Raw genomic sequence first — 13,064 nt, 5'->3', positions numbered from 1 at the left:
CTGCGTCGGCGTCCGCAGCTGCGGCGTCAGCAACCAGTAGAGCCCGTCGGGAGACGACGGAGCCACCTGCTTGACCTCCCAGCACGACGCCGCCGCCGACGCTGCGCTCGACCCGTCCGGCACCCCCTGAGCCGCGCTCGCCACCGACGGCGCAGCCACCAGGCTGGCGACGACGAGGGTGCAGGTGAGCAGGGCTGAGCACGTGCGGGGGCGACGCATGGGGGTCCTCTCCGGCGGCACGGTCGTCGGGGGGATGGGGGGGGAGACCGCGCTCCACGGGGTAGGAACCATCAGCGCCCCGATCATGACGCGGGTGCGGACGTTCGTGCGTCGCGCTCAGTCGACGGGCGCGAGCGCGGCGGTCTCCTCCTCCGTGAACACCCGCGACCGGATGATGAAGCGGTGCCCCGTGGGGCCCTCCAGCGAGAAGCCGGCACCGCGCCCGGGGACGACGTCGATGGTGATGTGCGTGTGCGACCAGTACCGGAACTGCTCGCGCGAGATCCACACCGGCACCAGACCGTCGGGGTCGACGTCGCTCGCGCCGATGTCGAGGTCGCCGAGGTGCACGTCGGACGGTCCCGTCAGGAAGAACCCCTGGGTGTAGCACATGGGGGCCGACCCGTCGCAGCACCCACCGGACTGGTGGAACATGAGCGGCTTCGCCTGCTCGGCGCGCAGTGTGCGCAGCAGCGCGGCGGCGTCGGGGCTGACGTCGACGCGGGTGGCTGCGGTCGGCTGCTCGGACATGGTGGTCACCTCTCGGGCGGGACGGACGAGGTCGGGTGCGGGAACGCCGGGGGCCCGACCCCTCGTGGAGGGGCCGGGCCGCGACGTCACCGTGGGCTCAGAAGAAGCCCTGGGCGTTCTGCGAGTACGAGACGAGGAGGTTCTTCGTCTGCTGGTAGTGGTCGAGCATCATCGAGTGGTTCTCGCGGCCGATGCCGGACGACTTGTACCCGCCGAACGCGGCGTGCGCCGGGTAGGCGTGGTAGCAGTTCGTCCACACGCGGCCGGCCTGGATGTCGCGGCCCGCGCGGTAGGCGGTGTTCGTGTCGCGCGACCACACGCCGGCGCCGAGCCCGTAGAGCGTGTCGTTGGCGATGCTCATGGCGTCGTCGTAGTCCTCGAACCCGGTGACCGAGACCACCGGACCGAAGATCTCCTCCTGGAAGATCCGCATCTTGTTGTGGCCCTGGAAGATCGTCGGCGCCACGTAGTAGCCGCCCGAGAGGTCGCCGCCGAGGTCGACACGCTCGCCGCCGGTGATGACTCGGGCACCCTCCTGCACGCCGATGTCGATGTAGGACAGGATCTTCTCGAGCTGGTCGTTGCTGGCCTGCGCGCCGATCATCGTGTCGGTGTCGAGCGGGTTGCCCTGCTTGACCAGCTTGGTGCGGTCGGTCGCGGCGGGCAGGAACTGCTCGAGGATGGAGTTCTGGATGAGCGCGCGGCTCGGGCACGTGCACACCTCGCCCTGGTTGAGCGCGAACATCGTGAAGCCCTCGAGGGCCTTGTCGTAGAACGCGTCGTCGGTGCGGGCGACGTCCTCGAAGAAGATGTTGGGGCTCTTGCCGCCGAGCTCGAGCGTGACGGGGATGAGGTTCTGGCTGGCCATCTGCATGATCAGCCGGCCCGTGGTCGTCTCGCCGGTGAAGGCGATCTTGCGGATGCGGCTGCTCGACGCGAGCGGCGCGCCCGCCTCGGCACCGAAGCCGTTGACGACGTTGACCACACCGGCGGGCAGCAGGTCGGCGATGAGCTCCATCAGCAGCATGATCGACGCCGGCGTCTGCTCGGCGGGCTTCAGCACGACGGCGTTGCCAGCGGCCAGCGCCGGGGCGAGCTTCCAGACGGCCATGAGCAGCGGGAAGTTCCACGGGATGATCTGTCCGACGACGCCGAGCGGCTCGTGGAAGTGGTAGGCGACGGTGTCGTCGTCGATCTGCGACAGGTGCCCCTCCTGCGCGCGGATCGCGCCGGCGAAGTAGCGGAAGTGGTCGACGGCGAGGGGCAGGTCGGCGGCCAAGGTCTCACGGACCGGCTTGCCGTTGTCCCAGGTCTCGCCGACGGCGAGCATCTCGAGGTTCTCCTCGATGCGGTCGGCGATCTTGTTGAGGATGTTGGCGCGCTCGGCGACCGACGTCTTGCCCCACGCAGGGGCGGCCGCGTGCGCGGCGTCGAGCGCCTTCTCGATGTCGTCGGCGTTGCCCCGCGCGATCTCGGTGAAGACCTTCCCGTTCACGGGCGAGACGTTCTCGAAGTACTGGCCGCTGGACGGGGCGACGTACTCGCCGCCGATCCAGTGGTCGTAGCGGGGCTTGTAGGAGACGACGGAACCGTCGGTCCCGGGCTGGGCGAACACGCTCATGGAAGTGACTCCTCGCGGGGTGGGATCTGGTGCGAGTGACGCTAGTCACAGCTTCGTTGCAACGACGTTGTCCCGACGTTGCAGCCGCTGCAACGTCGGCAGCACCGCTGGTCGAGTCGTCCGACCGGCGACACGCTCCGCTGGTCGAGCAGCTGCCACGCGCTGGGGGCACCTCCCGCTTGCGGGGGCGGAACGAGCGCCTTGAATGCGTATCGAGACCACCCGGCAACCGCCCAGCGCGAACCAATCCCCAGCGACAGCCCAGAGTGGTCTCGATACGTCTCCGCCAGCTCCTCCGTCGCAGCGTCGACTACTCGACCAGCAAAGGATTCCGCTGGTCGAGTAGCAGGGACGAGCTTGCGAGGTCCCTGCGTATCGAGACCACCCGGCAACAGCCCAGCGCGAGCCAACCCCCAGCGACAGCCCAGAGTGGTCTCGATACGCCCGACCGAGCTCCTTCGTCGCCGCTCGGCCTACTCGACCAGCGAGACTCTCCGCTGGGGGTCAGTGGTTCTTCTCGTGCACCAGACGCAGACCGGTGAGGGTCAGCCACGGGTCGCGCGTGGTGATGCTCGTGCAGTGGTCCAGCACGACGTCCGCGTAGGCGCCGGTCGCGATCACGGCGACGTCGTCGGGGTCGGCCCCCAGCGACTCGATGATGCGGTCGACCATCCCGTCCACCAGGCCCGCGAAGCCGTAGACCGCGCCCGACTGCACCGCCTCGACGGTGTTCTTGCCGATGACGTCGCGCGGCACCGCCAGCTCCACGGCGCGCAGCTGCGCGCCGCGGCGGGCCAGGGCCTCCAACGACAGCTCGACCGCCGGCGCGATGGCACCCCCTACATAGCGGTTCCGTTCGTCGACGACGTCGAAGATCGTCGCGGTGCCGTTCATGTCGACCACGACCGCCGGCCCCCCGTACACCTCGGCCGCGGCGAGCGCGTTGACGATGCGGTCGGCACCGACCTCCCGCGGGTTGTCGGTGTGGATCGGGATGCCCGTCTTCACGCCGGGGCCGACGATCGAGACCGGCAGGCCCGCGTAGTAGCGCTCGAGCATCGCCTTGAGCTCGACCTGGATCGACGGGACCGTGCAGCACATCGCCACGGCCTCCACGTCGGCCAGACCAGCGGCGCGCACGAACCCGTGCGCCAGCAGGTGCCACTCGTCGGCGGTCCGCTGCGTCTGCGACGACACGGTCCAGTGCTCGACGAGACGCTCGCCGTCGAACGCGCCGATGACGGACTGGCTGTTGCCGACGTCGAGCGCCAGCAGGGTCACCGGGCCGCCCCCACCGCCTGCGACCCCGCAGCGCCGCCGTGCGCCACGAGCGGGTTCTCGACGACGTCACCACGGACGAGACCGGAGCCCGGCAGTGCCTCGGCGGGGTCGGAGCCCGTGCCGATCACGCGGTTCTCGGAGTCGACGAACACGACGCTCGGCTGGAACTCGCGTGCCTCGGCGTCCTCCATCTGGCCGTAGGCGATGAGGATCACCAGGTCGCCCGGGTGCACCAGGCGCGCGGCGGCACCGTTGATGCCGATCACGCCGGAGCCGCGCTCGCCCGCGATCGTGTAGGTGACGAGCCGGGCACCGTTGTCGATGTCGACGATGTGCACGAGCTCGCCGGGGAGCAGGTTGGCGGCGTCGAGCAGGTCGGCGTCGACGGTCACCGAGCCGACGTAGTGCAGGTCGGCCTGCGTGATCGTGGCGCGGTGGATCTTCGACGTCATCATCGTGCGGAGCATGGTCAGGGTCCCTTTCTGAGCACCACGGGCTGGTTGTCGAGCAGGCGCGTGGTGCCGACCCTGGCTGCCACCAGGATCCGCGCCTCCCCCTCGTACGTGTCGTCGACGGCACCGAGCAACGGGTCGGTGACGACGAGGTAGTCGACGTCGACGCCGTCGGCGGCGTCCAGCACCTCGCGGGCGGCCTTCAGCACGGCGTCGGCACCGACGGTCGCCTGCTCGACCCCGACCCGCAGGGCGCGGGACAGGGCCAGGGCGTGGTCGTGCTGCTCGGACGTCAGGTACGCGTTGCGCGAGCTGAGCGCCAGGCCGTCGGCCTCGCGGACGATGGGGTGGCCGACGACCTCGACGTCGAGCACGAGGTCGCGCACCATGCGGCGCACGAGCGCGAGCTGCTGGAAGTCCTTGTCGCCGAAGACGGCGACGTCGGGACGCACCAGCGCGAACAGCTTCGCGACGACGGTCAGCACCCCGCGGAAGTGGGTGGGCCGGGCCGCGCCCTCGAGCACCTGGCCGAGCGGACCCGGGTCGAGCGTCACGGCGTCGTCGAGGCCTCCGGGATAGACCTCGTCGACGTCGGGCGCGAACACCACGTCGACGCCCTCCTGCGCGCAGACCCGCAGGTCGGCATCGAGGGTGCGGGGGTAGGCGTCGAGGTCCTCGCCGGGCCCGAACTGCGTGGGATTGACGAAGATCGAGACGACCAGCGTGTCGCCGAGGGGGCGGGCGTGCCGCATGAGGCGGGCGTGGCCGTCGTGCAGGGCTCCCATCGTCGGCACGAACGCGACCCGGCCGGAGACGGCGAGTGCTGCACGCAGCTCTGCCCGGGTGCGGGCGACGACGGGCGTCATCGCACGGGCCCGGACACGCGGGGGCGCTCGTCGAGCGCGGCGTCGAGCACGGCGGCGGTGGCCGGGTCGAGGCGGCCGTCGGCGGCTGCCCGCCCGGTGGTGGCGTGCGCCATGGCCACGTAGGCGTCGCGCGTCGACGACGGCTCCGTGGCGAGCGCGTCGACGTGGGCGCGGACCGTGGTGACGTCGCCGCGTGCGATCGGGCCGGTGAGCGCGGCGTCGCCGAGGTCGAGCGCGTTGTCGAGGGCGGCCTCGAGCAGCGGACGCAGGATGGTCGCCGCCTCGGCGCCTGCCCCGATGCCCTGGAGCAGGTCGCGGGCCTGGGCGACGAGGGTGACGAGGTGGTTCGCGCCGTGGCTCAGCGCGGCGTGGTAGCGCACGCGGTCGGCGTCGTCGATCCACACGGGCGTGCCACCCAGGACCGCCGCGAGGTCCTCGGCCAGCGCTCGCTCGGTGTCGGCGGCGGTGAGCCCCATTGCGCACCCGCGGCCGAGGTCGACGGCCGAGCCGGTGAACGTCATGGCCGGGTGCAGGGCGACCGCGCGGGCGCCGACGCGCGTGGCGGCGCTCAGTGCGTCGAGCCCGTGCCGGCCGCTGGTGTGCACGACGACCTGCCCGGGCCGCAGGACCGTCGACAGCTCCTCGCAGACCGCCACGAGGGCGTCGTCGGGGACGGCCAGGACGAGCACGTCGCAGTCGGCGGCGACGTCGGCGGCGGGACGCACGGGCACCTCGGGGACGAGCGTGCGGGCCCGCAGCAGCGACGCCTGCGAGCGGGCGCTGATGCCGACGACCGGACGGCCGGCGGCGTGCAGGCGGGCGGCGACGACGGAGCCGACGCGGCCGGCGCCGACGACACCGTAGGCGTGCGGGCGCGCGGGTGCGTGCGGACGGGGGTGCGTCATGGTGGTGCCTCTCGTTCCAGTCCCGCGAGCGGGTACCAGACTGTTGACGGCCTCAGTCTACGACCGGGCACGCAGGCCGCACAGGGTGCACGGGGTGTCGCGGGTCACACGGTCCGCGTGGGCGTGCACGGGTGCTGCCGTGCGCCGCCGGGCGGTCGGGTAGACAGGCTGCATGAGCACGGACGCAGCACGGCCCCGCGAGACCGCGGCGCGGGTGACGGCCGACGACGTCGACGCGGCCGCCGAGCGCCTCGCCGGGGTCGTCTCCACCACGCCCGTCGAGCGCAGCGTCCGGCTCAGCGAGCGGACCGGCGCGCACGTGTGGCTGAAGCGCGAGGACCTCCAGGTGGTCCGCTCCTACAAGGCGCGGGGCGCCTACAACCTCATCGCCCAGCTCGACGCCGAGGCCCGCGCGGCGGGCGTGGTGACGGCGAGTGCCGGCAACCACGCCCAGGGCGTGGCCTTCGCGTGCGCGGCGCTCGGCGTCCGGGGCCGGGTGCACCTGCCTCGCACGACACCGCGCCAGAAGCGCGACCGGATCGCGTCGATCGGCGGCGACGCGATCGAGATGATCCTCGACGGCGAGACGTACGACGACGTGTCGGCCGCGGCGGCCGACGAGGCGCTGCAGGGCGCGACGCTCGTGCCGGCGTTCGACGACCCGCGCACGATCGCCGGCCAGGGCACGGTGCTGCGCGCGCTCGTAGTACGCGCTCAGCGGCAGCGTCTGCTCGCGCCACACGGTGAAGCGATGACGGATCACCTCGGGATCATCGTCGACCCGCCCTTCGTCGACGGCGCGGCCGTGCGACGGGTCGGTCGGCACACGTTCGACACGGTGGCCGGGTCGGCGCCGACCATGCTCTCGGTCCCGGAGGGGCGCATCTGCAGCGAGATGCTCGACCTGTACCAGAGCGACGGCATCATCGCAGAGCCCGCGGGCGCCCTGGCGACCGCGTCGCTCGGCGGGGCACTGGACGTGGAGCCGGGCTCGCGCGTGCTGTGCATCCTGTCCGGCGGCAACAACGACGTCAGCCGCTACGCGGACGTCGTGGAGCGGGCGCTCGTCCACGAGGGCCGCAAGCACTACTTCCTGGTCGAGTTCCCGCAGGAGCCGGGCGCGCTGCGCCGCTTCCTCGACGAGGTGCTCGGCCCCGACGACGACATCACGCTGTTCGAGTACGTGAAGCACTCCAACCGCGAGACCGGACCCGCGCTGGTCGGCGTGGAGCTGAGCCGCGCCGAGGACCTCGCGGGCCTGCTGGAGCGCATGGACGCCGCACCCCCGCGCATCGAGCGGATCGAGAGCGAGAGCCCGCTGTTCCGCTTCCTGCTCTGACCGAGAGCACGACCCCGAGGAGAGGACGATCGATGACCGACACCACGCACGAGGGCCCGGCTGCGCGGACACCGTCGGCGGTCGACGCCGTCGCCGAGGAGTGGCTCGAGACGATGCTCGCGCTGCAGCCGGAGTGGCACGTGTCGCTCGGTCGACCCGGTCGCGAGGGCGAGTACACCGACCTGTCCCCTGACGGGCACGCCGCGTTCGCCGACGCCGCCCGCGCCGCCCGACGCCGGCTCGACGACGTGCCGGTCGTCGACGCGGTCGACACGGTGACGCACGCGGAGCTCGTGCGGGTGCTCGACCTGACGCTGGAGGAGCACGCGGCGGGCACGTGGCGCAGCGACCTCAACGTCATCGCGTCGCCGGTCCAGGGCGTGCGCGACGTGTTCGACCTGATGCCGCGCGACGGCGTCGACGACTGGTCGCACGTGGCGACGCGTCTGTCCCGCGTGCCCGCGGCGCTGGCCGGCTACGTCGCGTCGCTGCGCGAGGGTGTGCGCGCGGACGACGCCCCGGCGCGTCGCCAGGTGGTCGAGGTCGCCGAGCAGGCCCACCGCCAGGCCGCGGCCGGCGCATTCTTCGACGACCTCGCCGCGTCGGCGGCGGGCGCCGGGCTGCCGGACGCCCTGCTCGCCGACGTGCGGCGCGGGGCGGACGGCGCCCGCGCGGCGTACGCGGACCTGGCGGGCTTCCTGCGCGAGGAGCTGCTGCCGGCGGCGCGGGAGCGCGACGCGTGCGGTCGCGACCGCTACGCCCTCGCGTCGCGCGGTTTCCTGGGCGCCGAGGTCGACCTCGACGAGACCTACGCGTGGGGCCTGGAGGAGCTCGACCGGATGGTGCGCGAGCAGGAGGCCGTCGCGCGCGAGGTGCTGCCGGGCGCCACGGTCGCGGAGGCGGTGGCGCACCTGGAGTCGTCGCCGGAGCACCGGCTGGTCGGCACCGACGCCCTGCAGGCGTGGATGCAGGAGACGAGCGACCGCGCCGTCGAGGAGCTCGGCCGCACCCACTTCGACGTCCCCGAGGTCATGCGCACCCTCGAGTGCCGCATCGCCCCCACGCAGGAGGGCGGGATCTACTACACGCCGCCGAGCGACGACTTCGCCCGGCCGGGTCGGATGTGGTGGAGCGTGCCGGAGGGCGTGACCGAGTTCGACACGTGGCGCGAGCTGACGACCGTCTACCACGAGGGCGTCCCGGGCCACCACCTCCAGTGCGGGTACGCGGCCTGGAACGCGGCCGAGCTGAACGCGTGGCGTCGTGGCGCGTTGTGGACGTCGGGCCACGGGGAGGGCTGGGCGCTGTACGCGGAGCGTCTGATGGCCGACCTCGGCTACCTCGACGCGCCCGCCGACCGGCTCGGCATGCTCGACGGCCAGCGGATGCGCGCGGCGCGCGTGGTGCTCGACCTCGGCGTCCACCTGGAGCGGCCGCGTCCGGACGGCCAGGGCCCCTGGACGGCCGAGTACGCCTTCGACTTCATGGCGCAGCACGTGAACATGAACGAGCCGTTCGTCCGCTTCGAGGTCAACCGCTACCTCGGCTGGCCCGGACAGGCGCCGAGCTACAAGGTCGGGCAGCGGATCTGGGAGCAGGTGCGCGACGCCTGGGTCGCGACCCACGGCCCCGACCTGCGCACCTTCCACCGCCAGGCCCTCAGCCTCGGCTCCGTCGGCCTCGACACCCTCCGGTCCGCGCTGGCCTGAGCGCGCACCACGTCCCCGCGACCTCCCCGCGATCTGTGGAGTTGTCGACGAAAGCTCGTCACGGTTCCGTCGTCAACTCCACAGAACACGAGGACGGGGACGGCTACGCAGGCGTCGCGGCGCCCGGGGGCGCGTCGTCGTCCTCGTCGTCGGGCTGCGGGAGGTGGAGGGCGCGCTCCAGGACGAGCGCGGCGAGGAGGAGCAGCAGGCCCGCGACGGCGGCAGCGGCGCCCTGCAGGACGCGGTCCTGCCCGAACATGGTGTCCCAGTCACGGACGAACGAGAGCGCGACGCCGCCGTAGGCGCCCAGCGACAGCCCCCCGACGATGCAGCAGGCCTTCGCGAGGGCCAGCAGCGTCATGGCGTGCTGCGACGTCATGCGCTCCTTGCGCCGGTGCAGGCTCTGCCAGGTGCTCCACGCGATCAGCGCGACGATGACGGCGAGGCCGAGGAGCAGCAGCGTGACGAGCCAGCCCGGGCGAGGCGGCGAGGCACCGAGACGCACCGACACCGGCCTGATGGCCGAGCCCACCAGCAGCCCGAGGGCCACGAGGGCGGCGACGTGGACGGCGGTCGTCCGTCCCTCGGTCATCACAGAAGGATCTCGAGGTCCTCTCGCCGGACGACGCCGGTCGTGTCGACGTCGCCGACGAGGTCGGCCACGAAGCCCTGACCCGGGATCTCGCCCTCGGGGTCGATCTCGAGCCACGGCAGCAGCACGAACGCCCGCTCGTGCGCGCGCGGGTGCGGCAGGGTGAGCGTCTCGTCGTCCGCGACCCGGTCGCCGACGACGACGAGGTCGACGTCGAGGGTGCGCGGGGCGCCCGGCTCGGAGCGCTCGCGGCCGAAGGCGTCCTCGATCGCGTGCGCGCGGTCCAGCAGCGTGTGCACCGTGAGGGTGGTGTCGATGAGGACGACCGCGTTGAGGAACGGTCCGGAGCCCTCAGGGGCCCCGACCGGCTGCGTCTCGTAGACGGAGGAGACGGAGACGACCTGCACCTCGGGCGTGTCCTCGAGCGCGGAGACGGCGCCCTGCAGCCGGTTCAGACGATCCCCGAGGTTGGAGCCGATCGAGATGACGGCCTGGCGGATGGGACGCATCCCGCCCGTCATGGTGTCGGCGTCCAGCACGTAGGGCGTGGGCGATTCGGTCACTGGTGGCTCCGCTCTATCGTCACGCTGACGTCGGAGAACGTCACCGCGATGGGCGCTTGGGGCTTGTGCACGGTCACGCTCGCCCACTCGACGGACGGGCGTGCCAGACACCAGTCCACCATACGGAGCGCAAGCGTCTCAATCAGGTCCACCGGCTCCCCCGTGAGCACCGCGAGCACGTGGTCGGCGACGTCGGCGTAGCTGACGGTGGCCGTCAGGTCGTCGCTGCGACCCGCCGCGCCGAGGTCGAGGCCCAGGCTCACGTCGACGACGAAGGTCTGGCCGAACGCGCGCTCGTGCTCGAGCACGCCGTGGTGCCCGAACGCGGTCACCCCGGTCAGGTCGATGCGGTCGAGTCCCTCCGGACAGGTCATCGGGTGCCTCCTCAGGCCGGGTCGGTCATCCCGGGCTCCTGCGGGGCCTCGGGGTCGATGTCGAGCACGGGCGACGCGTGCCGCGACCAGAACCGCCAGTCGCCGCCGGAGCGGACGAGCACGGACGTGCAGACGGCCTTGCCGCCCGCGAACTGCTCGGGCGACTCGGTGCCCTCGCCCGACAAGATGTTCTCGGTGCAGGTGACGACGGCGAGGTCGGCGTTCGGGCCGAGCGGCCACGCGACCTGGACGTCGGTCAGGAAGAACTGGATGTACTCGACGTTGGCCATCAGCAGCGTCCACGACCTCAGCACCGTCTCGGTGCCCTCCAGCGCCTCGGCGCCGGGGTGCACGCAGGTGACGCTGGGCGAGTCGACCCAGAGCGACGCCATCAGGTCGACGTCGCCGGACTCGATCGCGTCGTAGAACGCGCGGTGCCGCACGAGCACCTCACTCGCCATGGTCGGCGCCGTCCTGCTCACGGGCGACCCGGGCGACGACGCGCACGGCGTCGACCGAGGCGGCGACCTCGTGGACGCGCACCGCCCACGCGCCGTGCAGCGCGGCGAGGGTGGTCAGTGCGAGGGTGGCGGACTCGCGGCCCTCGGTCGGGCGCAGCGTCCCGTCGGGGTCGGCCAGCAGCTCGCCGAGGAAGCGCTTGCGGCTCGCGGCCACGAGCACCGGGTGCCCCAGCCCGACGAACGCGGCGAGGTCGCCGAGCACCGTCCAGTTCTGGGCGCCGGTCTTGGAGAAGCCCAGCCCCGGGTCGACCACGATCCGCTCCGCGTCGACCCCGGCGGCGAGGGCGTCGTCGATCCGGTCGCGCAGCTCGTGCAGCACGTCGGCGACGACGTCGTCGTAGTGCGTGAGGTCCTGCATCCGGTCCGAGTGCCCGCGCCAGTGCATGAGCACGAGGGGCGCGTCGCGCTCGGCCACCAGGGGGACCATGGCGGGGTCGGCACGACCGCCCGAGACGTCGTTGACCAGGGCCGCTCCGGCGTCGAGCGCAGCCTCGGCCACCGCCGCCCGCATCGTGTCCACGGACACGGCGTGCCCCTCCTCGGCGAGGGCACGCACGACCGGGACGACGCGTCGCAGCTCCTCCTCGAGGTCGACGCGCACCGCGCCGGGCCGGGTGGACTCCCCGCCCACGTCGACGACGTCGGCGCCCGCCGCGACCAGCTCGCGGCCGTGCTGCACGGCGCGGGCGGGGTCGAACCAGCGTCCGCCGTCGGAGAAGGAGTCGGGCGTGACGTTGACGACGCCCATGACCCGGCAGCGCCCGATCGGCTCCAGCACGGCGGGGCCGTCCAGGGTGGGGCCGTGCGGGCTCGGGGGCGTCACGGGACGGGCTCCGTCACCGGCGCGTCCCGGCGGTGATCAGGCCCATCGCCTCGGCGCGGGTGGCGGGGTCGCGCAGCTGGCCGCGGACGGCGCTCGTGACCGTGCGCGCCCCCCCCTTGCGGACGCCGCGCATGGCCATGCAGAGGTGCTCGGCCTCGATGACGACGATGACGCCGCGCGGCTCGAGCACGTCGGTCAGCGCGTCGGCGATCTGGGTCGTGAGCCGCTCCTGCACCTGCGGGCGACGGGCGAAGACGTCGACGAGGCGCGCCAGCTTGGACAGCCCGGTCACGAAGCCGTCCGCCCGGGGGATGTAGCCGACGTGGGCGACGCCGGTGAACGGCACGAGGTGGTGCTCGCACATCGACCAGAGCTCGATGTCCTTCACGAGCACCAGCTCGTCGTGGCCGACGTCGAACGTGGCGGTGAGGACCTCGCGCGGGTCCTGGTCGAGGCCGGCGAGGAGCTCGTTGTAGGACCGGGCGACCCGGGCCGGTGTCTCCTTGAGGCCGTCGCGGTCGGGGTCCTCGCCCACCGCGATGAGCAGCTCACGCACTGCTGCCTCGGCCCGCGCCAGATCCACCGTCATGCCAGTTCTCCTGTCGAGGTACCGCGGCCCGGCCGCGCCGGTGCGGTGGGCGCCCGGTGCGCCCGCCCGTCGATCATGCCGTCGCGCCGGTCGGGGCGCACGCTCAGGCGGTGCCGGGACCGACCGGCCCCTGCGGGCCGGGATCGGTGGGCTGGGCCGGGTCGGCCGGCGGGGGCGCGTCGGGGCCGGAGTCGGGTCCGACGACGATGCCGGTGTCGGGCTCGGCGTCCTTGAGGCGCGTGGCCTCGGGAGCCTCCACCGGCGGCCGGTCCGAGGGCTGACGGGTGTCGGAGCCGGTCCAGGCCGGACGGACCTCGCGACGGCGCAGCGGCTCGAAGATCCGAGCAACCTCGGCCTTGTCGAGCGTCTCCTTCTCCATGAGCTCGAGCACGAGGGCGTCGAGGACGTCGCGGTTGTCCTCGAGGATGTCGAAGGCCTCCTGGTGCGCGTGCGCGATGAGGGAGCTGACCTCCTCGTCGACGATCGCGGCGACCCGCTCGGAGTAGTCCCGCGAGTGGCCCATGCCCATGCCGCCGCCGAGGAACGGCTGGCTGTTGTCGCTGCCGAGCTTGATCGCGCCGACGCGCTCGCTCATGCCGTACTGCGTCACCATCGCGCGGGCCAGTCCCGTGGCCTTCTCGATGTCGTTGCCGGCACCGGTGGTCGGGTTGTGGAAGAC

General features: G+C 72.7%; 15 protein-coding genes and 1 pseudogene. 2 read left to right on the top strand and 14 right to left on the bottom strand.

Annotated elements, in window-relative coordinates:
* The 7 genes from A6Q79_RS14780 to A6Q79_RS14750 all read right to left on the bottom strand — a co-directional run.
* Positions 1–219: fibrinogen-like YCDxxxxGGGW domain-containing protein (locus A6Q79_RS14780; protein WP_317698687.1), on the bottom strand; the 219-nt coding region annotated here is incomplete at its 3' end.
* A 117-nt stretch (positions 220–336) separates the two neighbouring features.
* On the bottom strand, positions 337–750 hold the full coding sequence (locus tag A6Q79_RS14775) for a DUF779 domain-containing protein (protein WP_067859640.1): 414 nt from the start codon (positions 748–750) through the stop codon (positions 337–339).
* Positions 751–847: 97 nt separating this feature from the next.
* Entirely contained in the window at positions 848–2,371 is a 1,524-nt protein-coding gene (gene adh / locus A6Q79_RS14770; protein WP_286689107.1) for an aldehyde dehydrogenase, read from the bottom strand.
* A gap of 504 nt (positions 2,372–2,875) precedes the next feature.
* Positions 2,876–3,652: a type III pantothenate kinase gene (locus tag A6Q79_RS14765; RefSeq protein ID WP_286689108.1), complete on the bottom strand. Its 777-nt coding sequence runs from the start codon at positions 3,650–3,652 to the stop codon at positions 2,876–2,878.
* Positions 3,649–4,119 (bottom strand): aspartate 1-decarboxylase, encoded by a 471-nt coding sequence (gene panD / locus A6Q79_RS14760; protein WP_067854425.1) that lies wholly within the window; start codon positions 4,117–4,119, stop codon positions 3,649–3,651. Before panD ends, A6Q79_RS14765 begins: the two co-directional genes overlap by 4 nt.
* Positions 4,120–4,121: 2 nt before the next feature.
* Complete coding sequence (panC, locus tag A6Q79_RS14755) at positions 4,122–4,970, bottom strand: pantoate--beta-alanine ligase (RefSeq protein WP_286689109.1); 849 nt, start codon at positions 4,968–4,970, stop codon at positions 4,122–4,124.
* Positions 4,967–5,875 (bottom strand): Rossmann-like and DUF2520 domain-containing protein, encoded by a 909-nt coding sequence (locus A6Q79_RS14750; protein WP_317698686.1) that lies wholly within the window; start codon positions 5,873–5,875, stop codon positions 4,967–4,969. The genes panC and A6Q79_RS14750 overlap by 4 nt, the downstream gene beginning before the upstream one ends.
* A gap of 172 nt (positions 5,876–6,047) precedes the next feature.
* Between A6Q79_RS14750 and A6Q79_RS14745 the strand changes: the two genes are divergently transcribed.
* Together A6Q79_RS14745 and A6Q79_RS14740 are read left to right on the top strand one after the other, a co-directional pair.
* Positions 6,048–7,214: a pyridoxal-phosphate dependent enzyme gene (locus A6Q79_RS14745; protein WP_317698685.1), complete on the top strand. Its 1,167-nt coding sequence runs from the start codon at positions 6,048–6,050 to the stop codon at positions 7,212–7,214.
* Positions 7,215–7,246: 32 nt separating this feature from the next.
* A complete protein-coding gene (locus A6Q79_RS14740) occupies positions 7,247–8,923 on the top strand; it encodes a DUF885 domain-containing protein (RefSeq protein ID WP_286689111.1) in 1,677 nt (558 codons plus the stop codon).
* A 103-nt stretch (positions 8,924–9,026) separates the two neighbouring features.
* On the opposite strand, the gene A6Q79_RS14735 is transcribed toward A6Q79_RS14740, so the two are convergent.
* The 7 genes and pseudogenes from A6Q79_RS14735 to A6Q79_RS14705 all read right to left on the bottom strand — a co-directional run.
* Complete coding sequence (locus A6Q79_RS14735; protein ID WP_286689112.1) at positions 9,027–9,515, bottom strand: DUF3180 domain-containing protein; 489 nt, start codon at positions 9,513–9,515, stop codon at positions 9,027–9,029.
* A complete protein-coding gene (gene folK / locus A6Q79_RS14730; RefSeq protein WP_067854409.1) occupies positions 9,515–10,078 on the bottom strand; it encodes a 2-amino-4-hydroxy-6-hydroxymethyldihydropteridine diphosphokinase in 564 nt (187 codons plus the stop codon). The genes A6Q79_RS14735 and folK overlap by 1 nt, the downstream gene beginning before the upstream one ends.
* On the bottom strand, positions 10,075–10,452 hold the full coding sequence (gene folB / locus A6Q79_RS14725) for a dihydroneopterin aldolase (RefSeq protein ID WP_253027095.1): 378 nt from the start codon (positions 10,450–10,452) through the stop codon (positions 10,075–10,077). The genes folK and folB overlap by 4 nt, the downstream gene beginning before the upstream one ends.
* Before the next feature lie 11 nt (positions 10,453–10,463).
* Positions 10,464–10,913 carry a nuclear transport factor 2 family protein gene (locus tag A6Q79_RS14720; RefSeq protein ID WP_253027096.1) on the bottom strand — a complete coding sequence of 150 codons (450 nt, stop codon included), beginning with the start codon at positions 10,911–10,913 and terminating at the stop codon, positions 10,464–10,466.
* Positions 10,903–11,721: a dihydropteroate synthase gene (gene folP, locus A6Q79_RS14715; RefSeq protein WP_286689118.1), complete on the bottom strand. Its 819-nt coding sequence runs from the start codon at positions 11,719–11,721 to the stop codon at positions 10,903–10,905. Before folP ends, A6Q79_RS14720 begins: the two co-directional genes overlap by 11 nt.
* A gap of 88 nt (positions 11,722–11,809) precedes the next feature.
* Positions 11,810–12,385 (bottom strand): GTP cyclohydrolase I FolE, encoded by a 576-nt coding sequence (folE, locus tag A6Q79_RS14710; RefSeq protein ID WP_286689113.1) that lies wholly within the window; start codon positions 12,383–12,385, stop codon positions 11,810–11,812.
* A 103-nt stretch (positions 12,386–12,488) separates the two neighbouring features.
* A pseudogene (locus tag A6Q79_RS14705) lies at positions 12,489–13,064 on the bottom strand (cell division protein FtsH); the annotation flags it as partial.

The sequence above is a fragment of the Aeromicrobium sp. REDSEA-S32_B7 genome, assembly GCF_001626145.1.
GTDB classification, from domain to species: Bacteria; Actinomycetota; Actinomycetes; order Propionibacteriales; family Nocardioidaceae; genus Aeromicrobium; species Aeromicrobium erythreum.
Note: the sequence above shows the minus strand (reverse complement) of the source record. Positions and strands in the feature narration are given on the sequence as shown.

What these genes read in the sequence shown, in the direction of transcription:
- folE (WP_286689113.1), bottom strand. Translation starts at nt 12,385, where the DNA reads ATGACGGTGGATCTGGCGCGGGCCGAGGCAGCAGTGCGTGAGCTGCTC.
- A6Q79_RS14750 (WP_317698686.1), bottom strand. Translation starts at nt 5,875, where the DNA reads ATGACGCACCCCCGTCCGCACGCACCCGCGCGCCCGCACGCCTACGGT.
- panD (WP_067854425.1), bottom strand. Translation starts at nt 4,119, where the DNA reads ATGCTCCGCACGATGATGACGTCGAAGATCCACCGCGCCACGATCACG.
- folP (WP_286689118.1), bottom strand. Translation starts at nt 11,721, where the DNA reads ATGGGCGTCGTCAACGTCACGCCCGACTCCTTCTCCGACGGCGGACGC.
- panC (WP_286689109.1), bottom strand. Translation starts at nt 4,970, where the DNA reads ATGACGCCCGTCGTCGCCCGCACCCGGGCAGAGCTGCGTGCAGCACTC.
- folB (WP_253027095.1), bottom strand. Translation starts at nt 10,452, where the DNA reads ATGACCTGTCCGGAGGGACTCGACCGCATCGACCTGACCGGGGTGACC.
- A6Q79_RS14740 (WP_286689111.1), top strand. Translation starts at nt 7,247, where the DNA reads ATGACCGACACCACGCACGAGGGCCCGGCTGCGCGGACACCGTCGGCG.
- A6Q79_RS14745 (WP_317698685.1), top strand. Translation starts at nt 6,048, where the DNA reads ATGAGCACGGACGCAGCACGGCCCCGCGAGACCGCGGCGCGGGTGACG.
- A6Q79_RS14775 (WP_067859640.1), bottom strand. Translation starts at nt 750, where the DNA reads ATGTCCGAGCAGCCGACCGCAGCCACCCGCGTCGACGTCAGCCCCGAC.
- A6Q79_RS14720 (WP_253027096.1), bottom strand. Translation starts at nt 10,913, where the DNA reads ATGGCGAGTGAGGTGCTCGTGCGGCACCGCGCGTTCTACGACGCGATC.
- A6Q79_RS14735 (WP_286689112.1), bottom strand. Translation starts at nt 9,515, where the DNA reads ATGACCGAGGGACGGACGACCGCCGTCCACGTCGCCGCCCTCGTGGCC.
- adh (WP_286689107.1), bottom strand. Translation starts at nt 2,371, where the DNA reads ATGAGCGTGTTCGCCCAGCCCGGGACCGACGGTTCCGTCGTCTCCTAC.